This is a genomic window from Sulfitobacter sediminis, assembly GCF_040811725.1.
Taxonomy (GTDB): Bacteria; Pseudomonadota; Alphaproteobacteria; order Rhodobacterales; family Rhodobacteraceae; genus Sulfitobacter; species Sulfitobacter sediminis.
In genome coordinates this window covers 247832-262880 of record NZ_JBFNXX010000003.1, presented here as the reverse complement: position 1 = coordinate 262880, position 15049 = coordinate 247832, and the positions used below count along the sequence as shown (strand labels likewise).

Below are 15049 nucleotides of genomic sequence, written 5' to 3'. Positions count from 1 at the left end.
CCGGACGCTTGATGGATATCAAGTCTGATCCATAACGCGGCACCCCCTGTCGCGAACCCTCCTGACCAGCGCCTCAGCCCCTCGCCTCTTGCAGCACTCAGCCGCCTGTCCTAAGACCGCGGCAGCTTATCTTGCCGGAGGCACCCCATGCTCGATCTGACCTACGACACACCGAAACCCAAGCGCATCGCAGGCGCGAAAGAGGATTGGGAGCTTGTCATCGGGATGGAGGTCCACGCGCAGGTCTCATCCAACGCCAAGCTCTTCTCGGGTGCCTCCACCGCCTTCGGCGCGGAGCCCAACAGCAATGTGGCCTTCGTCGATGCCGCCATGCCCGGCATGCTGCCGGTGATCAACGAATACTGCGTGGAACAGGCCGTGCGCACCGGTCTGGGCCTGAAGGCCGAGATCAACCTCAAGAGCGCCTTCGACCGCAAGAACTACTTCTACCCCGACCTGCCGCAGGGCTACCAGATCAGCCAGCTCTACCACCCCATCGTTGGCGAAGGCGAAGTGCTGGTGGAGATGGGCGACGGCACCGCGCGCGTGGTGCGCATCGAACGCATCCACATGGAACAGGACGCGGGCAAATCCATCCACGACATGGACCCCGCCATGTCCTTCGTCGACCTCAACCGCACAGGCGTCTGCCTGATGGAGATCGTCTCCCGCCCCGACATCCGAGGGCCGGAGGAAGCCGCCGCCTACCTCGCCAAGCTGCGCCAGATCATGCGCTACCTCGGCACCTGCAACGGCGACATGCAATCGGGTGCGATGCGCGCCGACGTCAACGTCTCCATCTGCCGCCCCGGCGATTACGAACGCTATCAGGAGACGCAGGATTTCTCCCACCTTGGCACCCGCTGCGAAATCAAGAACATGAACTCCATGCGCTTCATCCAGCAGGCGATCGAGGTCGAGGCCCGCCGCCAGATCGCCATCGTCGAAGCGGGCGGCGAAGTCGTCCAGGAAACCCGCCTCTTCGACCCCGACAAGCAGGAAACGCGCTCGATGCGGAGCAAGGAAGAAGCCCACGACTACCGCTACTTCCCCGATCCCGACCTGCTGCCCCTGGAGATCGAGCAAGAATGGGTCGACCACATCCGCGACACCCTCCCCGAACTCCCCGACGCCAAGAAGGCCCGTTTCATGGGCGACTTCGGCCTCTCGGACTACGACGCCTCCGTCCTCACCGCCGACCTCGACTCCGCAGGGTATTTCGAAGCAACCGCTGAAGGCCGCGACGGCAAAATGGCCGCCAACTGGGTCATCAACGAGCTTTTCGGACGCCTCAAGAAAGACGACCGCGACATCACAGAAAGCCCCGTCTCCCCCGCCCAACTCGGCCAGATCATCGACCTGATCGCCTCTGACGCCATCTCCGGCAAGATCGCCAAGGACGTCTTCGAGATCTGCTACACCACCGGCCGCGAGCCGAACGAGATCGTCGAGACGGAAGGTATGAAACAGGTCACCGACACCGGCGCCATCGAGGCCGCCGTGGACGAGATCATCGCCGCCAACCCCGCGCAGGTCGAAAAGGCCAAGGAGAACCCCAAGCTTGCAGGCTGGTTCGTGGGCCAGGTGATGAAGGCCACGGGCGGCAAGGCCAACCCAAAGGTGGTCAACGAACTGGTTGCCAGCAAACTCAAGTAGGGTGGGGCCTGCCCCCACCTTACCCACCTCCCAAAGGTGCCCCACACGTGGGGCCAAGCCCCACCCTGAGGAGACCCCCATGCAAGTCCCCTTCCGCTCCGCCCTCCAGCCCGTCAAACCGGAATGGATCGACTACAACGGCCACCTCAACATGGCCTACTACAATGTCCTTTTTGACGAGGCCGTCGATCAGCTTTACCCCGACCTCGGCTTCGGCCCCGACTACCTGGAGCGTACGGGCTGCACCACCTACATCGCCGAATTCCACATCTGCTACCTGCGCGAACTGCATCTCGGCGACGAGGTCAGCTGCACCTTCTACCTCATCGCCCACGACGAGAAACGCTTCCACGCCTATCAGGAAATGTACCACCGCGACGGCTGGCTCGCCGCCACTGCCGAGGGCCTGACGCTCCACGTCGACCAGTCGGGGCCAAAGGTGGCCCCCATGCCCCAGGACATCCAGAACGCGCTGGCCCGCTACGCCGCCGCCCAGACCGACATGCCCGACCCCTCCCGCATCGGCCGCCGGATTGGATTGAAGCGGTAGGATGGGTGTTCACACCCATCACCCGTAGGCCGGGGTTCACCCCGGCACGCCCCACGAACTCTTGCCAAATGCTCACCCCAAAGCAGAGTAAACCCATCAACATTGGGGGCGCTAAGTGTTCAGAAAAACCGCGAAAAACGGCAAGCTGGTCATCACGGCCATCGCCTGCTGCGTCGATCCCACCGGTCTTGGAATCGTCGCCGCCTCCGCTGACGCGGCTATCCACGCCAGCGAGGAATGGCTTAAAAAGCGCCCCGACCTCACAGCCTTGGCCAAGGAAATCGACAAGGCCTTCGCGAAAGAAATCGACAAGCCCTACTACGGCAAGCCGAACGACGTCCGGCTTCTCCTGACTCAGATGCTAGAAGCCGCTTTCCCAAATGGCAACACCGTCGCTAAGGCCAGTCTCGAACCTTCACTCATCCTTACGGAGATGAAATCGAACCTCACGGATAAAGAACATCTGAAGCCCGAGAATTGGGCAGCCTTCGAGACAGCTTTCCTTCCGCTTCTGGAGCGAGCCTGCGATGATCCCCGGCTCGTTGCAGCCTTACAGCCATCGTTGATCAGGCACGATGGCGAATGGAAGAGAGGAATCGATACAAAGCTCGACATGATCGTCGACGCCGTCCAGCAAAACCAAAACCTGCCAGCCTTGGCGAGAGAATTGGCACGGCAAGAGAAGCTGATATTCAGGATTGCCGGAAGCCACTTAAAAACGCGCTCCGACGATCCACTTGAAGTCCTTCAAGACATTGAACTAGCACTCGAAGCCTACGCGGCAAACGCAGGAAAAACATCGAACTTTGGCGCTGACTTTGACGACACCGTTCGCCAGCTTGATGCTATTCTAATTGAAAGCGGACTGGCTGCCGCAAAAAACGCCCTTGCGGCTGCGGAAGACGATGCGCTGCAGATGGAAGAGGCGGTCAAAGCAAAGCGACTTATGCTTTTGGACAAGAGAGTTGCGTTTGCTCAACTAGACAACGACCCTACAACCGCTGCGACAGCAGAAATCGAGAGCTTCGAAATCGAAAACTCGCGCCCGCCGTTTGCACAAGAAATCGTCGACATTGCGATTGAAAAAGAACGTCGTTTCGAAAGGTTTGGGACCAGTTTCGACGGCTACGTCGCAATCTCTCTTTTGGAGAAAGCCTTGGAAATTGCAAAACCCGAAGACCAGCCTGACATTATCGTGGGACAGCTCGGAAACGCATCAGGCAAAATGGGTGAGAGACATGCTTCCTCGAAGCTACTTGCTAAGGCAGTTTTTTGGTATCGCGAACATGCACGGCAAGTACCGAAATCGTTGCTTCCCTACGCGTGGGCTACGACCCAGAACAACCTCGGCAACGCCCTCTCAGAACAAGGCACCCGCACCGGCGGCCCCGAAGGCGCGGACCTGCTGGCAGAGGCCGTCACCGCCTACCGCGCTGCCCTCGACGTCTTCACCCGCGACGATCACCCGGTGGAGTCGGCCATGACCCAGAACAATCTTGGCAGCGCTCTCAAAGACCAAGGCGCTCGCACCGACGGGGCCAAGGGCGCGGACCTGCTGGCCCAGGCCGTCACCGCCTACCACGCCGCCCTCGAAGTCCGCACCCATGCCGATCATCCGGTGGATCGGGCCATGACGCAGGAGAACATCGCCATCGCACAACTCGAAATCTCCGAACAAGACTCTTGCACCGACCCAGCCGCTGCTCTCGACGCCGCCGTAATCGCCGTCGATGCCGCCCTCACCGTCTACGACCCCGACCACATGTCCTACGACCACGCCAAGGCCACCCGTCTCCGCGACGAAATCCTCGCCGCCCGCGACGCCCTCACCCCCTGATTGCCGCGCTGCGGCGGTGTACAGGGGGTGTACGGATGGTGTACGCAAGGTGACATTCCCGCACCGCCCGCCTCTGCCCCATTCCAATCCCCGCATCCCTGCGCTAGAACCACCCCGTTCACAGCCCCGAGATCGCCCATGCCCGCATACGAATACAAGGTCGTTCCCGCCCCCACCAAGGGCCTGAAAGCGCGGGGCGTCAAAGGCCCAGAGGCGCGTTTTTCCCATGCGATCCAGACACTTATGAACGACCTCGCAGCACACGGCTGGGAATATCAGCGCGCCGAGACGCTGCCGTCGGTCGAACGCTCGGGCCTTACCTCAACCACCACCGAATGGCGCAACCTGCTGGTCTTCCGCCGCGTGCGCGAGGACGATGCAGAGGCTTTCGCCCCCGAACTCCTCCCCGCCCCCGATGCTGCACTTGCAGCACCCGCTGGGGCCGGTGCGGCGACGCTGGAAAAGAAGGCCGGGGCCCCGGCCGACGCAACACCGGAAGACCCCTCGCCGCCCGTCACTGGCGCGCCGGAAGCGACCGGCGCAACCGCCACCGATGACGGGGCCGCAAGGGCGCCGGATGAGGCTGCCAGATCCACGGGCGCAGACGACAACGGCGTCGAGGATACGCGCAACGTCGAGGGGATAAGCAGCACGCTCACCTCCCTCGCGGATGCGCGGAAGCCCAGGAAAACAGACGCTTAAGCGCCGCTCTTAAACATCGAGATCGAGCGCCAGCGCGTGAATGCGCGCGATCAGCTCGGGCCCCAGTGCTGCGTGCACCGCCCGGTGCCGCGCCAGCCGGTTCATGCCCTTGAACGCCTGCGCCCGGATGCGCACATTGTAGTGGCTCTCGCCCCCCTCCTGAAAGCCCGCGTGCCCCCGGTGCCGCTCGCTGTCGTCCACAACCTCCAGCTCACGCGGCGCGAAGGCCGCCTTCAGCCGATCTTCAATATCTTGTGCTTTACTCACAATTTTTTGCTCCCGCCCCCTTCAATCTTGCCCCACAGCGTCTAAACTCATGCGCCTGAGTCGGAAAGGTCCTACCCATGAGCAAACCTGATCCCTTCGGTTTCGACATGTCCGTGTCGTCCGCGAAAAAGAAAAATCCGCGCGGACGCCGGGGGATGTCCGGCGCGTCAGAGACCTCGACCCGTATCTGTGACCACGAAGGGTGCGAAGAGGCGGGGAAGTACCGTGCGCCCAAGGCACCCGATGTGCTGGATGATTATTTCTGGTTCTGCCAGCAGCACGTGCGCGAATATAACCTCAAGTGGAACTTCTTCGACGGCACGACCGAGGCGGAGATGAACGCCAAACTGTCCGAGGACAAGGTCTGGGAGCGCAAGACCAAACCGCTGGGCGATCCCGAAGCGCGCGCCTGGGCGCGACTGGGGATCGAGGACCCGCATCAGGTGCTGGGCAAGAACGCCACGCAAAACCCGGGCCGGGGCGGCGGTGCGGGCAAGCGCCTGCCGCCTACCGAGCGCCGCGCGGTGGAAATTCTTGAGGTCAAGGACACCATGACCAAGACGGAAATTCGCAAGACTTACAAGGCACTGGTCAAGGTTCTTCACCCCGACATGAACGGCGGCGACCGCAGCCAGGAAGAGCAGCTGGGTCAGGTCAAATGGGCTTGGGATCAGCTGAAGGCCAGCCGCAACTTCAAGGATTAAGGCGGCGGCCTCTGGCGCTGCCGCAAAGGAGGCCACAATGGAATATCCCTACGATCTGGGAAGCTACTCCCGCCCCGTCACGACCACCAGCGCCGAGGCGCAGCTTTGGTTCGACCGGGGTCTGAACTGGATCTACGGCTTCAACCACAAGGAAGCCATCGCCTGCTTTCAGCGCGCGGCCAAGGCCGATCCGGCCTGCGCCATGGCGCATTGGGGCCACGCCTACGCGGCGGGGCCGAACTACAATATGCCCTGGGTGCTTTACGACAGCAAAGGCCGCGCGGAGGCGCTGGCCGAGGCCTTTGACGCCACGCAGGCGGCGCTGGCGCAGAAAGGTCACGTCACGGACGTCGAGCGCGCGCTGATCGAGGCCCTGCCGGCGCGCTATCCGCAGCGCGAGCCGACAGACGGCATGGAAGCCTGGGACCTCGATTTCGCCGATGCGATGCGCGGGGTCCATGCGCGGCATTCCGACGATCCCGACGTGGCGACAGCCTTTGTCGATGCGCTGATGAACCTCACGCCGTGGAACATGTGGAACCTGCAGACCGGCGAAATCGCGGAGGGTGCCTTTACCGACGAGGCAGCCCGCGTGCTGGCCCGACAGATGTCCCTGCCGGGCGGCATGGCACATCCGGGCGTCCTGCATCTCTGGGTACACCTGATGGAGATGTCGCCCCACCCCGAGGACGCGCTCAAGGCAGGCGACGTCCTGCGCACGCTGGTGCCGGACGCGGGGCATCTGGTGCATATGCCATCCCATATCGACGTGCTCTGCGGGCATTACGAGAATGTCGTGCGCTGGAACGAGAAGGCAATTGTGGCGGACCTGAAGTATTACCAGGCCGAAGGCGCTTTCAATATCTACACCGGCTACCGGCAGCACAACTATCACTTCGTCATCTACGGCGCTCTTTTCCTTGGACAATTCGAACCCGCGATGCGCGCCGTGCGGGGCATGAACGACACGACGCCGGACGCTCTTTTGCAGATCACCTCGCCCCCCATGGCGGATTATTTCGAGAGCTATCTCAGCATGGAGCCCCATGTGCTGATCCGTTTCGGCATGTGGGAGGATATCCTGCAACTGGAGCTGCCAGAGGACACCGAGACGCGGTGTACAGCTGTCGCCATGATCGAATACGCCAAGGCGCTGGCGCTGTCGGCGCTGGGGCGCGTCCCCGAGGCCGAGGCGCAGCACGCCGTTTTCATGGACGCCAAGGCGCGGGTGCCGGAAAGCCGCCTTTTGCACAATTGCAGGGTGGTTGACCTGCTTGAGATCGCGACCGCCATGCTTGACGGGGAGCTGGCCTATCGCAAGGGCGATTACGACACGGCCTTTGACCGCCTGCGCGATGCGGTCGATCTGGACGATTCCCTGCCCTACGACGAGCCATGGGGCTGGATGCAGCCCACGCGCCACGCGCTGGGTGCGCTCCTGTTCGAGCAGGGTCATTTCACCGAGGCCGAACAGGTGTTTCGCGAGGACCTCGGCCTTGCACCCGGCCTGCCGCGCGCCTGTCAGCATCCCGACAACGTCTGGGCGCTGCGCGGGCTTTACGACTGCCTGATCGCTCAGGAAAAGACCGGCGAGGCGGCGCATGTGAAGCTGCGTCTCGATCTGGCCGAGGCGCGGGCCGACATGCCGGTGCGCGCGGCCTGCGGCTGTGCGCAGATTGCCATGGCGGGCGGCTGATCCATATATCTGGCGTCAAACCCCGACAAACCGACAGGCCAGCCCTTGCAGGCAGGGCCGATATGTTGCACGGAGGGGGCGGATTGAGACCTCCCCTGCGGAGATGGATGAAAGGACGACCCGATGGCTGACGGCGCGCTTGATACCAAGACCAAACCGACCGAAGAACTGCACGTGCGTGACGTGTTCGGCATCGACTCGGACATGGTCGTGAAAGGCTTTGCCGACCGCACCGAGCGGGTGCCGGACATCGACAGCACCTACAAGTTCGACCCCGACACCACACTGGCGATTCTTGCGGGCTTCAGCCACAACCGCCGCGTGATGATCCAGGGTTATCACGGCACGGGCAAATCGACGCATATCGAGCAGGTGGCGGCACAGCTGAACTGGCCCTGCGTGCGCGTGAACCTCGACAGCCACATAAGCCGGATCGATCTGATCGGCAAGGACGCGATCAAGCTGCGCGACGGCGTGCAGGTGACCGAATTCCAGGAAGGCATTCTGCCCTGGGCACTGCGCAACCCGACGGCCATCGTGTTCGACGAATACGATGCGGGCCGCGCCGACGTGATGTTCGTGATCCAGCGGGTGCTTGAGGTGGACGGCAAGCTGACGCTTCTGGACCAGAACGAGGTGATCACGCCACACCCCTATTTCCGCATCTTCGCGACCGCGAACACCGTGGGTCTGGGCGATACGACCGGCCTTTATCACGGCACCCAGCAGATCAACCAGGGTCAGATGGACCGCTGGTCGCTGGTGGCGACGCTGAACTATCTCAGCATCGACGCGGAAACCGCGATCGTGCTGGCCAAGGCGCCGCATTACAACACCGAGAAGGGCCGCAAGACCATCAAGCAGATGGTCACTGTTGCCGATCTTACCCGCACCGCCTTCATGAACGGCGAGCTGTCGACGGTTATGAGCCCCCGGACGGTGATCGCCTGGGCCCAGAACGCCGAGATTTTCCGCAATGTGGGCTATGCCTTCCGCCTGTCTTTCCTCAACAAATGCGATGAGCTGGAGCGTCAGACGGTGGCGGAATTCTACCAGCGCCTGTTCGACGAGGAACTGCCGGAGAGTGCGGCGAGCGTGAGCCTGGGCTGACGCGCCTTCGTTTGACCGGAGAAAAGAAAAGCCCCGGAGCGCGATGCTCCGGGGCTTTGTTTTTTGTCCCTCAAAGGGCAGTCAGGCGTCAGCCCTTAGTTCTCAAGCACGGCCGGCGAGTTGGTCGGATACTCGTCCGCGATAGAGCCTTCACCGGCGTCGTCCATGGCGACTTCTTCGTTCGGGTCGACATCCACGGCTTGTGCGGGCGAACCGGTTTCCATGTCGGCGACAACGCTGTTGGTGGTCACGGGCTTGTCGGCCACGTATTCATTCGGATCTTTCTCGACTGACTGCTGGGGCGAGCCTGTCGTGGCTGCGGAGGCGGCCAGCGGTGCGGCGGACATCAGGGCAACAAGGGCTGCGGCGGTGGTTTTCTTAAAGTTGGTCATGTGTAACTCCTTTCGGTTTTGCCCGGGGCGCCAGCGTGCTGCGGTGCCGCATCGGGCTGTTGCAGTACCAACGGGACATCTCCCCATTCGGTTCCGAAAAAATCTCGGCATGGGGCATAGGCTGCCCCTTTGACCCCCCCGGCAAAACCTGCGAAACAGCGGGTATCCCCGACCGAGGTGCCGCCATGAGCAAACCGTCAGACAACCCAGCCGATGCCTTCAAGAAAGCGCTTGCCGAAGCGTCCAAGGTCATGGCCCATGACCCCGAGCTGAACGTCACCTATTCGGTCGATCCCTCGGGGCTGTCGGGCGAGACGATGCGCCTGCCGCAGGTCTCGCGCCGGATGACGCGCGAGGAGGTGCTGCTGGCGCGCGGGACGGCGGATGCGCTGGCGCTGAACCGGCGCTATCACAACGGCCAGACCCACGCCCGCTACCAGCCGCAGGGGGAGATGGCGCGGGATCTCTACGAGGCGATGGAGACCGCACGCTGCGAGGCGATGGGGGCGCGGGATATGCCGGGGACCGCCGGCAACATCGACGTCAAGATCAAGCACGAGGCGCTGCGCAAGGGCTACGATCAGGCCAAGCAGGCCAGCGACGTGCCGCTTGCCACGGCAGCGGGCTACATGGTGCGTCACCTTGCCACGGGCCGTCCGCTGCCTGCCGGGGCGGACAACGCCATGGATCTGTGGCGCGGGTTCATCGAGGAACAGGCGGGCGGGACGCTGGAGAACCTTGGCGATATCCTGCACGACCAGTCCGCTTTCGCGAAATTCGCGCGGCAGATGATCACCGATCTTGGCTATGGCGACCAGTTGGGCGACGATCCCGACGCGCTGGACGAGGACATGGAGGACGAGGCCGAGGAAGGCACCGAGGACGATCAGGAGCCTGACAGCACCGGGCAGGACGACCAGGACGAAGACGACGCCGAGGGCAGCGCCGAACAGTCGCAGGAAGAACAGCAGGACGCCGCCGAGGCGCAGGTGTCCATGGACGACATGGCGGATCAGGAGCTGGGCGAAGAGGCCGAAATGCCCGAGGGCGACGCGCCGATGGAGCCGCCCCCGCCGCAGCCGGTGTCGGATGCCGATCCGAACTACCTTGTCTACCTCGATACCCATGACGAGGTTATCGGGGCAGAAGAGTTGGCCGAGCCGGTGGAGCTGGAGCGGTTGCGCGCCTATCTCGACCAGCAGTTGGAGCCGCTGAAAGGGGCCGTGAGCCGCCTGGCCAACAAGCTGCAGCGCCGCTTGCAGGCGCAGCAGAACCGGTCGTGGGAGTTCGATCTGGAGGAAGGTATCCTCGATGCGGGGCGTCTCGCGCGGGTGGTGGCAAACCCGACGACGCCGCTGAGCTTCAAGCGGGAGAAGGATACCGAGTTCCGCGATACCGTGGTGACGCTGCTTCTGGACAATTCCGGCTCGATGCGGGGGCGGCCGATTTCGATTGCGGCGATCTGTGCCGACGTGCTGGCGCGGACGCTGGAACGGTGCAACGTGAAGGTCGAAATCCTCGGCTTTACCACCCGCGCGTGGAAGGGCGGTCAGGCACGGGAGGCCTGGCTGAACGAGGGGCGTCCGGTGCAGCCGGGACGCCTGAACGATCTGCGCCACATCATCTACAAGAGCGCCGATGCGCCCTGGCGGCGGACGCGGTCGAACCTCGGGCTGATGATGAAAGAGGGTTTGCTGAAGGAAAACATCGATGGCGAGGCGCTGGAATGGGCGCACCGGCGGATGCTGGCGCGGCACGAAGCGCGGAAAATCCTGATGGTGATCAGTGACGGGGCACCAGTCGACGACTCAACTCTGTCCGTTAACCCCGCGAATTACCTCGAAAAACACCTGCGCGACGTGATCGCCATGGTGGAGCGGAAGAAAGCGGTGGAACTCCTGGCAATCGGCATCGGGCATGACGTGACGCGGTATTATGACCGGGCGGTCACGATCACGGATGTGGATCAGTTGGCCGGTGCCATGACCGAACAATTGGCAGCGCTTTTCGACAGCGACCCGCGCGCGCGGGCCCGCATCATGGGCATCCGCAAGGCGAGCTGAACCGTCTGATTTGAGTTGTAGTGGAAAGATGAAGGGGCTTGCGATGTTCCAGAGCTTCGAGGTCACCGCGCGCCCCGAGCAGGGGCCGCCACGCCTTGCCGCCCTGCGCGCTGAACTGGCGGCGGAGAGGCTGGACGGGTTCCTGATCCCCCGTGCCGATGCGCATCAGGGGGAATACGTGGCCCCCCATGACGAGCGGCTGGCTTGGCTGACGGGGTTTACCGGTTCGGCGGGGTTTTGTGCGGCATTGTGGGACGTTGCGGGGGTTTTCGTCGATGGGCGTTACCGGACGCAGGTGAAGGCGCAGGTGGCGCAGGAATTCACGCCGGTGCCATGGCCCGAGGTGAAGCTGGGGGGCTGGTTGAAAGAGCAACTGCCTGAGGGCGGCACGGTGGGTTTCGATCCGTGGCTGCATACGCCGGGGCAGATTGCGGAAGTGGAGAAGGCGCTGGAGGGCAGCGGCGTCGTGCTGCGGGCCTGTGCGAACCTCGTGGACCGTATTTGGGAGAACCAGCCGCCGCCGCCGATGCAGCCTGCAAAGGCGCATCCGATTGAATTCGCTGGCGAAACCAGTGCCGCCAAGCGCGGGCGTTTGGCGCAACGGCTCAAGGAGGCGGGGCACCGGAGTGCGGTGATCACCCTGCCGGACAGTCACAACTGGCTTCTCAATATCCGTGGTTCGGATATTCCGCGTAATCCGGTCGCGCATGGCTTTGCGGTGCTGCATGATAGCGGGGCAGTCGATCTGTTCATGGCCGAGGCAAAGCTGAAGGGGCTGGAAGAGCATCTCGGCGATGCGGTGACGGTGCATGCGCCGGAGCGGTTCCTGGAGCATCTGGACCGGCTGGAAGGGCCGGTGCGGATCGAGAAGCAGACGGTCCCGGTGATCGTTGCCGAGCGGCTGGGAGACCGGGCGGTCTGGGGGGATGATCCCTGCGCGCTGCCCAAGGCCTGCAAGAACGAGGCCGAGATCGCCGGGTCGGCGGCGGCGCATCTGCGGGACGGAGCGGCGCTCTGCGAGTTGCTCGCCTGGCTTGATGCCCAGACACCGGGCAGCCTGACCGAGACGCAGGTGGTAAGCCAGCTGGAGGTGGCGCGGCGCAAGGACAATGCGTTGCAGGACATCAGCTTCGAAACCATCGCGGGCACCGGGCCGAATGGTGCGATCATGCATTACCGTGTGACCGAGGAGACCGACAGCAGGCTGGAGGATGGGCATCTGCTGGTGCTCGATTCTGGCGGGCAGTACCTTGACGGCACGACGGACATCACTCGGACGATTGCGATCGGTACCCCGCCCGAGGAGGCGCGCGCGGCCTTTACGCGGGTGCTGGCGGGCATGATCGCGATGAGCCGGTTGCGCTGGCCCGAGGGGCTGGCGGGTTGTCATATCGAGGCGATCGGGCGGATGCCCCTGTGGCTGGCGGGGCAGGATTTTGATCATGGCTTGGGGCATGGGGTCGGCGCCTATCTGAGCGTCCACGAGGGGCCGCAACGGTTGAGCCGCATCAGCGATGTGGCACTGCAGCCGGGCATGATCCTGTCGAACGAGCCGGGGTATTACCGCGAGGGGGCTTTCGGCATAAGGATCGAAAACCTGCTTGTGGTGCGCAAGGCCCCGGCCCTGCCCGGCGGCGACGCGCATCGGGCGATGCTGCATTGGGAGACGCTCAGCTTTGCCCCCATCGACCGGCGGCTGATCGAGCCCGCGCTGCTGGAGCCTGCGGCGGTGGAGTGGCTGAACCGCTATCATGCTGAAGTCGTGGAAAAGATCGGGCCACGGGTATCGCCTGCAACGAAACTGTGGTTGGATAACGCAACCGCACCGCTATAACTGCGGAAAGAGGATCGAGGGGGAAGAGATGGCAAGTCATATCAAGATCACAAAGGCACCTGGCACCTGGAGCGTCCGCGCGGGCGGCGCGGTTCTGGGCGAGAGCACCAATGCGCTGGAACTTACGGAAGGCGATCATGATCCGGTCATCTACTTTCCGCGTGAAGACATCGCCATGGCCTTCCTCGACCAGACCGATGCCAAGAGCCTGTGTCCCCACAAAGGCGAAGCCACGTATTTCTCGGTCGTAACGAAAAGCCGGACGCTGGAGAACGCCGCGTGGTCTTACGAGAACCCCAAGCCTGCCGTGGCCGAGATCAAGGATCACCTCGCGTTTCTGAATATGGAAGAGATCACCGTCGAACAGATCTGACAGGCTGCGCGCCGCGCGGCCTGCCTGCGGCCCAGCCGACGACGCTTGCACCCAGTGCGGCGTTACGCGGCAACATCCGCAAGCCACGACCGATCCGCGGTCAGTGCCGCCGCATCGACATCGCGCAGGATCGCAACCAGACGACCGTCAAGAAGGACCTCGGTGTCCCGGCCATCAGCACTTGATCTGACGGCGAGGTCTTCGGCCTCTCCGGCATCAAGTGAGCGGCCATCGGCACTGGCCAGCATCAGCATGTCCTCCTCGGGGTCGAAATCGGTGATCAGCACTGCCGCCTGATCCGGCATGTCATAGCCGAGGGCGCGGAACAGATCCGCCCCCGCGCCACCGATCATCTCGTCGCCATCGTTGCCGGAGAGCGTGTCCGCACCCTCGCCACCAAAGAGGACATCTGCGGCCCCGTCGCCGTCCGGTGGCAGGCCGTCCGCGTCCGGATCGTCGCCGAAGCCCGCGATCCAGTCGTCGCCGTCGTCGCCGCTGATGACGTCCGCGCCACTTCCCGACAGGATCACATCCCCGTCGTCGCCACCAAAGAGAGAATCGTCCCCCTCCTCGCCCAGAAGCGTGTCGATGCCACGTCCGCCGCTCAGGAAATCGTTGTCGCGCCCGCCACGCATCGCGTCGCCGCCGTTGCCACCGTCAAGATCGTCGTTGCCGCCGAGGCCAAGCAGGATGTCATCGCCTGCCCCGCCATTCAGATCGTCGTCGCCCCCGTCGCCGATCAGGAAATCGTCACCCGTACCACCGTCGAGCGTGTCATCCCCGTCAAAACCGCGCAATTCGTCATCGCCAGCACCGCCGCGCAGGCGGTCGTCCATGCCGCCGCCGTTGAGGGTATCCGCTTCATCCGTGCCGCGCGGGGTCGGATCGATCTCGACGTTCACGAGCCACGACAGATCGGCATTCAGTGTAACAGCGTCGGTGTCCTGTAACACCGCGAGCAATTCACCGTCGAAGAAGACGTTGGTATCCGTCCCGTTACGGTCCTGGCTGACGAGCAGCCGCGCATCGGCGGCGTCCCAGATCGGGTCGTCACCCTCGCTCGCGGCGAGCAGAAGGCGGTCCTCGCTAGGATCGAAATCGGTCACGATCACGCCACCCGCCTCTGGCCGGTCGATCCCGAGCGCATGGATCAGATCAGCACCCGTGCCGCCCGAGACGGTGTCCTCTGCCCGGCCCGTGATCGTGTCGTCGCCGCTTTCACCGAAAAACGCATCGCCCACGGCGTCGTCCTCGTCCGGGGCGGCGCCGCCGATGCGGTCGTCGCCGTCGCCGCCAAAGGCGAGGTCCGCGCCGGTGCCTGCTTCAATCATATCGCTGCCTGCGTTCCCGAGGATGACATCGTCGCCAGGTCCGCCCAAAAGCGCGTCATCCCCGTTGCCGCCGCGCAGCACATCGTCGCCCGCGTCTCCCCTCAGCGTGTCGGCGTGGTTGCCGCCGTTCAGCCGGTCGTCGCCATCGCGTCCCCAAAGTGTATCGGCGCCGTTATTGCCCTGCAGGTAGTCGGCGCCACTGCCGCCGTTGACCATGTCGTCGCCCGCGCCACCGGCGATGGTGTCCGCGCCGTCAAACCCGGCGATATCGTCGTTCCCCTCCAACCCGTTCAGCAGATCGGGCGCATCGGAGCCGTCGATCCGGTCATCGCCGTCGGTGCTGGAACTGGCATTGCGCGCTGCGGTCAGCAAATCGTCCGTGCTGTCCTCGTAAAGCCAGGCGAGGAAGCCGATCCCGATCAGCGGCAGGAGGGTATAGGCGAGCATGGTGGCAGGATCCCGGCGTTGTTTTCGATCCCGAAACAATAGGCAGGAGTGGTTTCCCAATCGTGAAGAATGCTGCGTGACGTTTTG

The 15049-nt window shown here is 63.6% G+C and carries 13 protein-coding genes; 10 read left to right on the top strand and 3 right to left on the bottom strand.

All coding sequences use genetic code 11. The annotated features are described in order from the left end of the window. Positions 1-147: 147 nt before the first annotated feature. The 4 genes from gatB (at position 148) to AB2B41_RS05710 (ending at position 4745) form a co-directional block, all read left to right on the top strand. Positions 148-1656: an Asp-tRNA(Asn)/Glu-tRNA(Gln) amidotransferase subunit GatB gene (gene gatB / locus AB2B41_RS05725; RefSeq protein ID WP_367876791.1), complete on the top strand. Its 1509-nt coding sequence runs from the start codon at positions 148-150 to the stop codon at positions 1654-1656. A gap of 79 nt (positions 1657-1735) precedes the next feature. Beyond that, a complete protein-coding gene (locus AB2B41_RS05720) occupies positions 1736-2206 on the top strand; it encodes a thioesterase family protein (RefSeq protein ID WP_367876790.1) in 471 nt (156 codons plus the stop codon). Positions 2207-2321: 115 nt separating this feature from the next. Continuing rightward, the gene (locus AB2B41_RS05715) at positions 2322-4043 is read left to right on the top strand and encodes a hypothetical protein (protein ID WP_367876789.1); all 1722 of its coding nucleotides are present in this window, start codon (positions 2322-2324) and stop codon (positions 4041-4043) included. A 138-nt stretch (positions 4044-4181) separates the two neighbouring features. Further along, on the top strand, positions 4182-4745 hold the full coding sequence (locus tag AB2B41_RS05710) for a DUF4177 domain-containing protein (RefSeq protein WP_367876788.1): 564 nt from the start codon (positions 4182-4184) through the stop codon (positions 4743-4745). 9 nt (positions 4746-4754) lie between these two features. On the opposite strand, the gene AB2B41_RS05705 is transcribed toward AB2B41_RS05710, so the two are convergent. Continuing rightward, the gene (locus AB2B41_RS05705; protein WP_367876787.1) at positions 4755-5012 is read right to left on the bottom strand and encodes a BolA family protein; all 258 of its coding nucleotides are present in this window, start codon (positions 5010-5012) and stop codon (positions 4755-4757) included. A gap of 77 nt (positions 5013-5089) precedes the next feature. Here AB2B41_RS05705 and AB2B41_RS05700 point away from each other — a divergent pair, with 77 nt between their 5' ends. From AB2B41_RS05700 to cobS, 3 genes are all read left to right on the top strand, one after another. After that, positions 5090-5716, top strand: coding sequence for a DnaJ domain-containing protein (locus AB2B41_RS05700; RefSeq protein ID WP_367876786.1), 627 nt, complete (start codon positions 5090-5092; stop codon positions 5714-5716). A gap of 37 nt (positions 5717-5753) precedes the next feature. Beyond that, positions 5754-7412 carry a tetratricopeptide repeat protein gene (locus AB2B41_RS05695; RefSeq protein ID WP_367876785.1) on the top strand — a complete coding sequence of 553 codons (1659 nt, stop codon included), beginning with the start codon at positions 5754-5756 and terminating at the stop codon, positions 7410-7412. A 123-nt stretch (positions 7413-7535) separates the two neighbouring features. Beyond that, complete coding sequence (gene cobS / locus AB2B41_RS05690) at positions 7536-8522, top strand: cobaltochelatase subunit CobS (protein ID WP_367876784.1); 987 nt, start codon at positions 7536-7538, stop codon at positions 8520-8522. A 95-nt stretch (positions 8523-8617) separates the two neighbouring features. On the opposite strand, the gene AB2B41_RS05685 is transcribed toward cobS, so the two are convergent. After that, entirely contained in the window at positions 8618-8914 is a 297-nt protein-coding gene (locus AB2B41_RS05685; protein ID WP_367876783.1) for a hypothetical protein, read from the bottom strand. 185 nt (positions 8915-9099) lie between these two features. On the opposite strand from AB2B41_RS05685, the gene cobT reads away from it, so the two are divergent. The 3 genes from cobT to AB2B41_RS05670 are packed head-to-tail and all read left to right on the top strand — an operon-like array spanning position 9100 to position 13184. After that, complete coding sequence (cobT, locus tag AB2B41_RS05680; RefSeq protein WP_367876781.1) at positions 9100-10977, top strand: cobaltochelatase subunit CobT; 1878 nt, start codon at positions 9100-9102, stop codon at positions 10975-10977. Between the two features lie 43 nt (positions 10978-11020). Next, a complete protein-coding gene (locus AB2B41_RS05675; protein ID WP_367876780.1) occupies positions 11021-12811 on the top strand; it encodes an aminopeptidase P family protein in 1791 nt (596 codons plus the stop codon). Positions 12812-12839: 28 nt separating this feature from the next. Next, positions 12840-13184 (top strand): DUF427 domain-containing protein, encoded by a 345-nt coding sequence (locus AB2B41_RS05670; protein WP_367876779.1) that lies wholly within the window; start codon positions 12840-12842, stop codon positions 13182-13184. A 62-nt stretch (positions 13185-13246) separates the two neighbouring features. On the opposite strand, the gene AB2B41_RS05665 is transcribed toward AB2B41_RS05670, so the two are convergent. Then, positions 13247-14962: a calcium-binding protein gene (locus AB2B41_RS05665; RefSeq protein ID WP_367876778.1), complete on the bottom strand. Its 1716-nt coding sequence runs from the start codon at positions 14960-14962 to the stop codon at positions 13247-13249. Positions 14963-15049 lie beyond the last annotated feature (87 nt).

What these genes read in the sequence shown, in the direction of transcription:
- gatB (WP_367876791.1), top strand. Translation starts at nt 148, where the DNA reads ATGCTCGATCTGACCTACGACACACCGAAACCCAAGCGCATCGCAGGC.
- AB2B41_RS05675 (WP_367876780.1), top strand. Translation starts at nt 11,021, where the DNA reads ATGTTCCAGAGCTTCGAGGTCACCGCGCGCCCCGAGCAGGGGCCGCCA.
- AB2B41_RS05700 (WP_367876786.1), top strand. Translation starts at nt 5,090, where the DNA reads ATGAGCAAACCTGATCCCTTCGGTTTCGACATGTCCGTGTCGTCCGCG.
- AB2B41_RS05710 (WP_367876788.1), top strand. Translation starts at nt 4,182, where the DNA reads ATGCCCGCATACGAATACAAGGTCGTTCCCGCCCCCACCAAGGGCCTG.
- AB2B41_RS05670 (WP_367876779.1), top strand. Translation starts at nt 12,840, where the DNA reads ATGGCAAGTCATATCAAGATCACAAAGGCACCTGGCACCTGGAGCGTC.
- AB2B41_RS05695 (WP_367876785.1), top strand. Translation starts at nt 5,754, where the DNA reads ATGGAATATCCCTACGATCTGGGAAGCTACTCCCGCCCCGTCACGACC.
- cobS (WP_367876784.1), top strand. Translation starts at nt 7,536, where the DNA reads ATGGCTGACGGCGCGCTTGATACCAAGACCAAACCGACCGAAGAACTG.
- AB2B41_RS05720 (WP_367876790.1), top strand. Translation starts at nt 1,736, where the DNA reads ATGCAAGTCCCCTTCCGCTCCGCCCTCCAGCCCGTCAAACCGGAATGG.
- AB2B41_RS05685 (WP_367876783.1), bottom strand. Translation starts at nt 8,914, where the DNA reads ATGACCAACTTTAAGAAAACCACCGCCGCAGCCCTTGTTGCCCTGATG.
- cobT (WP_367876781.1), top strand. Translation starts at nt 9,100, where the DNA reads ATGAGCAAACCGTCAGACAACCCAGCCGATGCCTTCAAGAAAGCGCTT.
- AB2B41_RS05665 (WP_367876778.1), bottom strand. Translation starts at nt 14,962, where the DNA reads ATGCTCGCCTATACCCTCCTGCCGCTGATCGGGATCGGCTTCCTCGCC.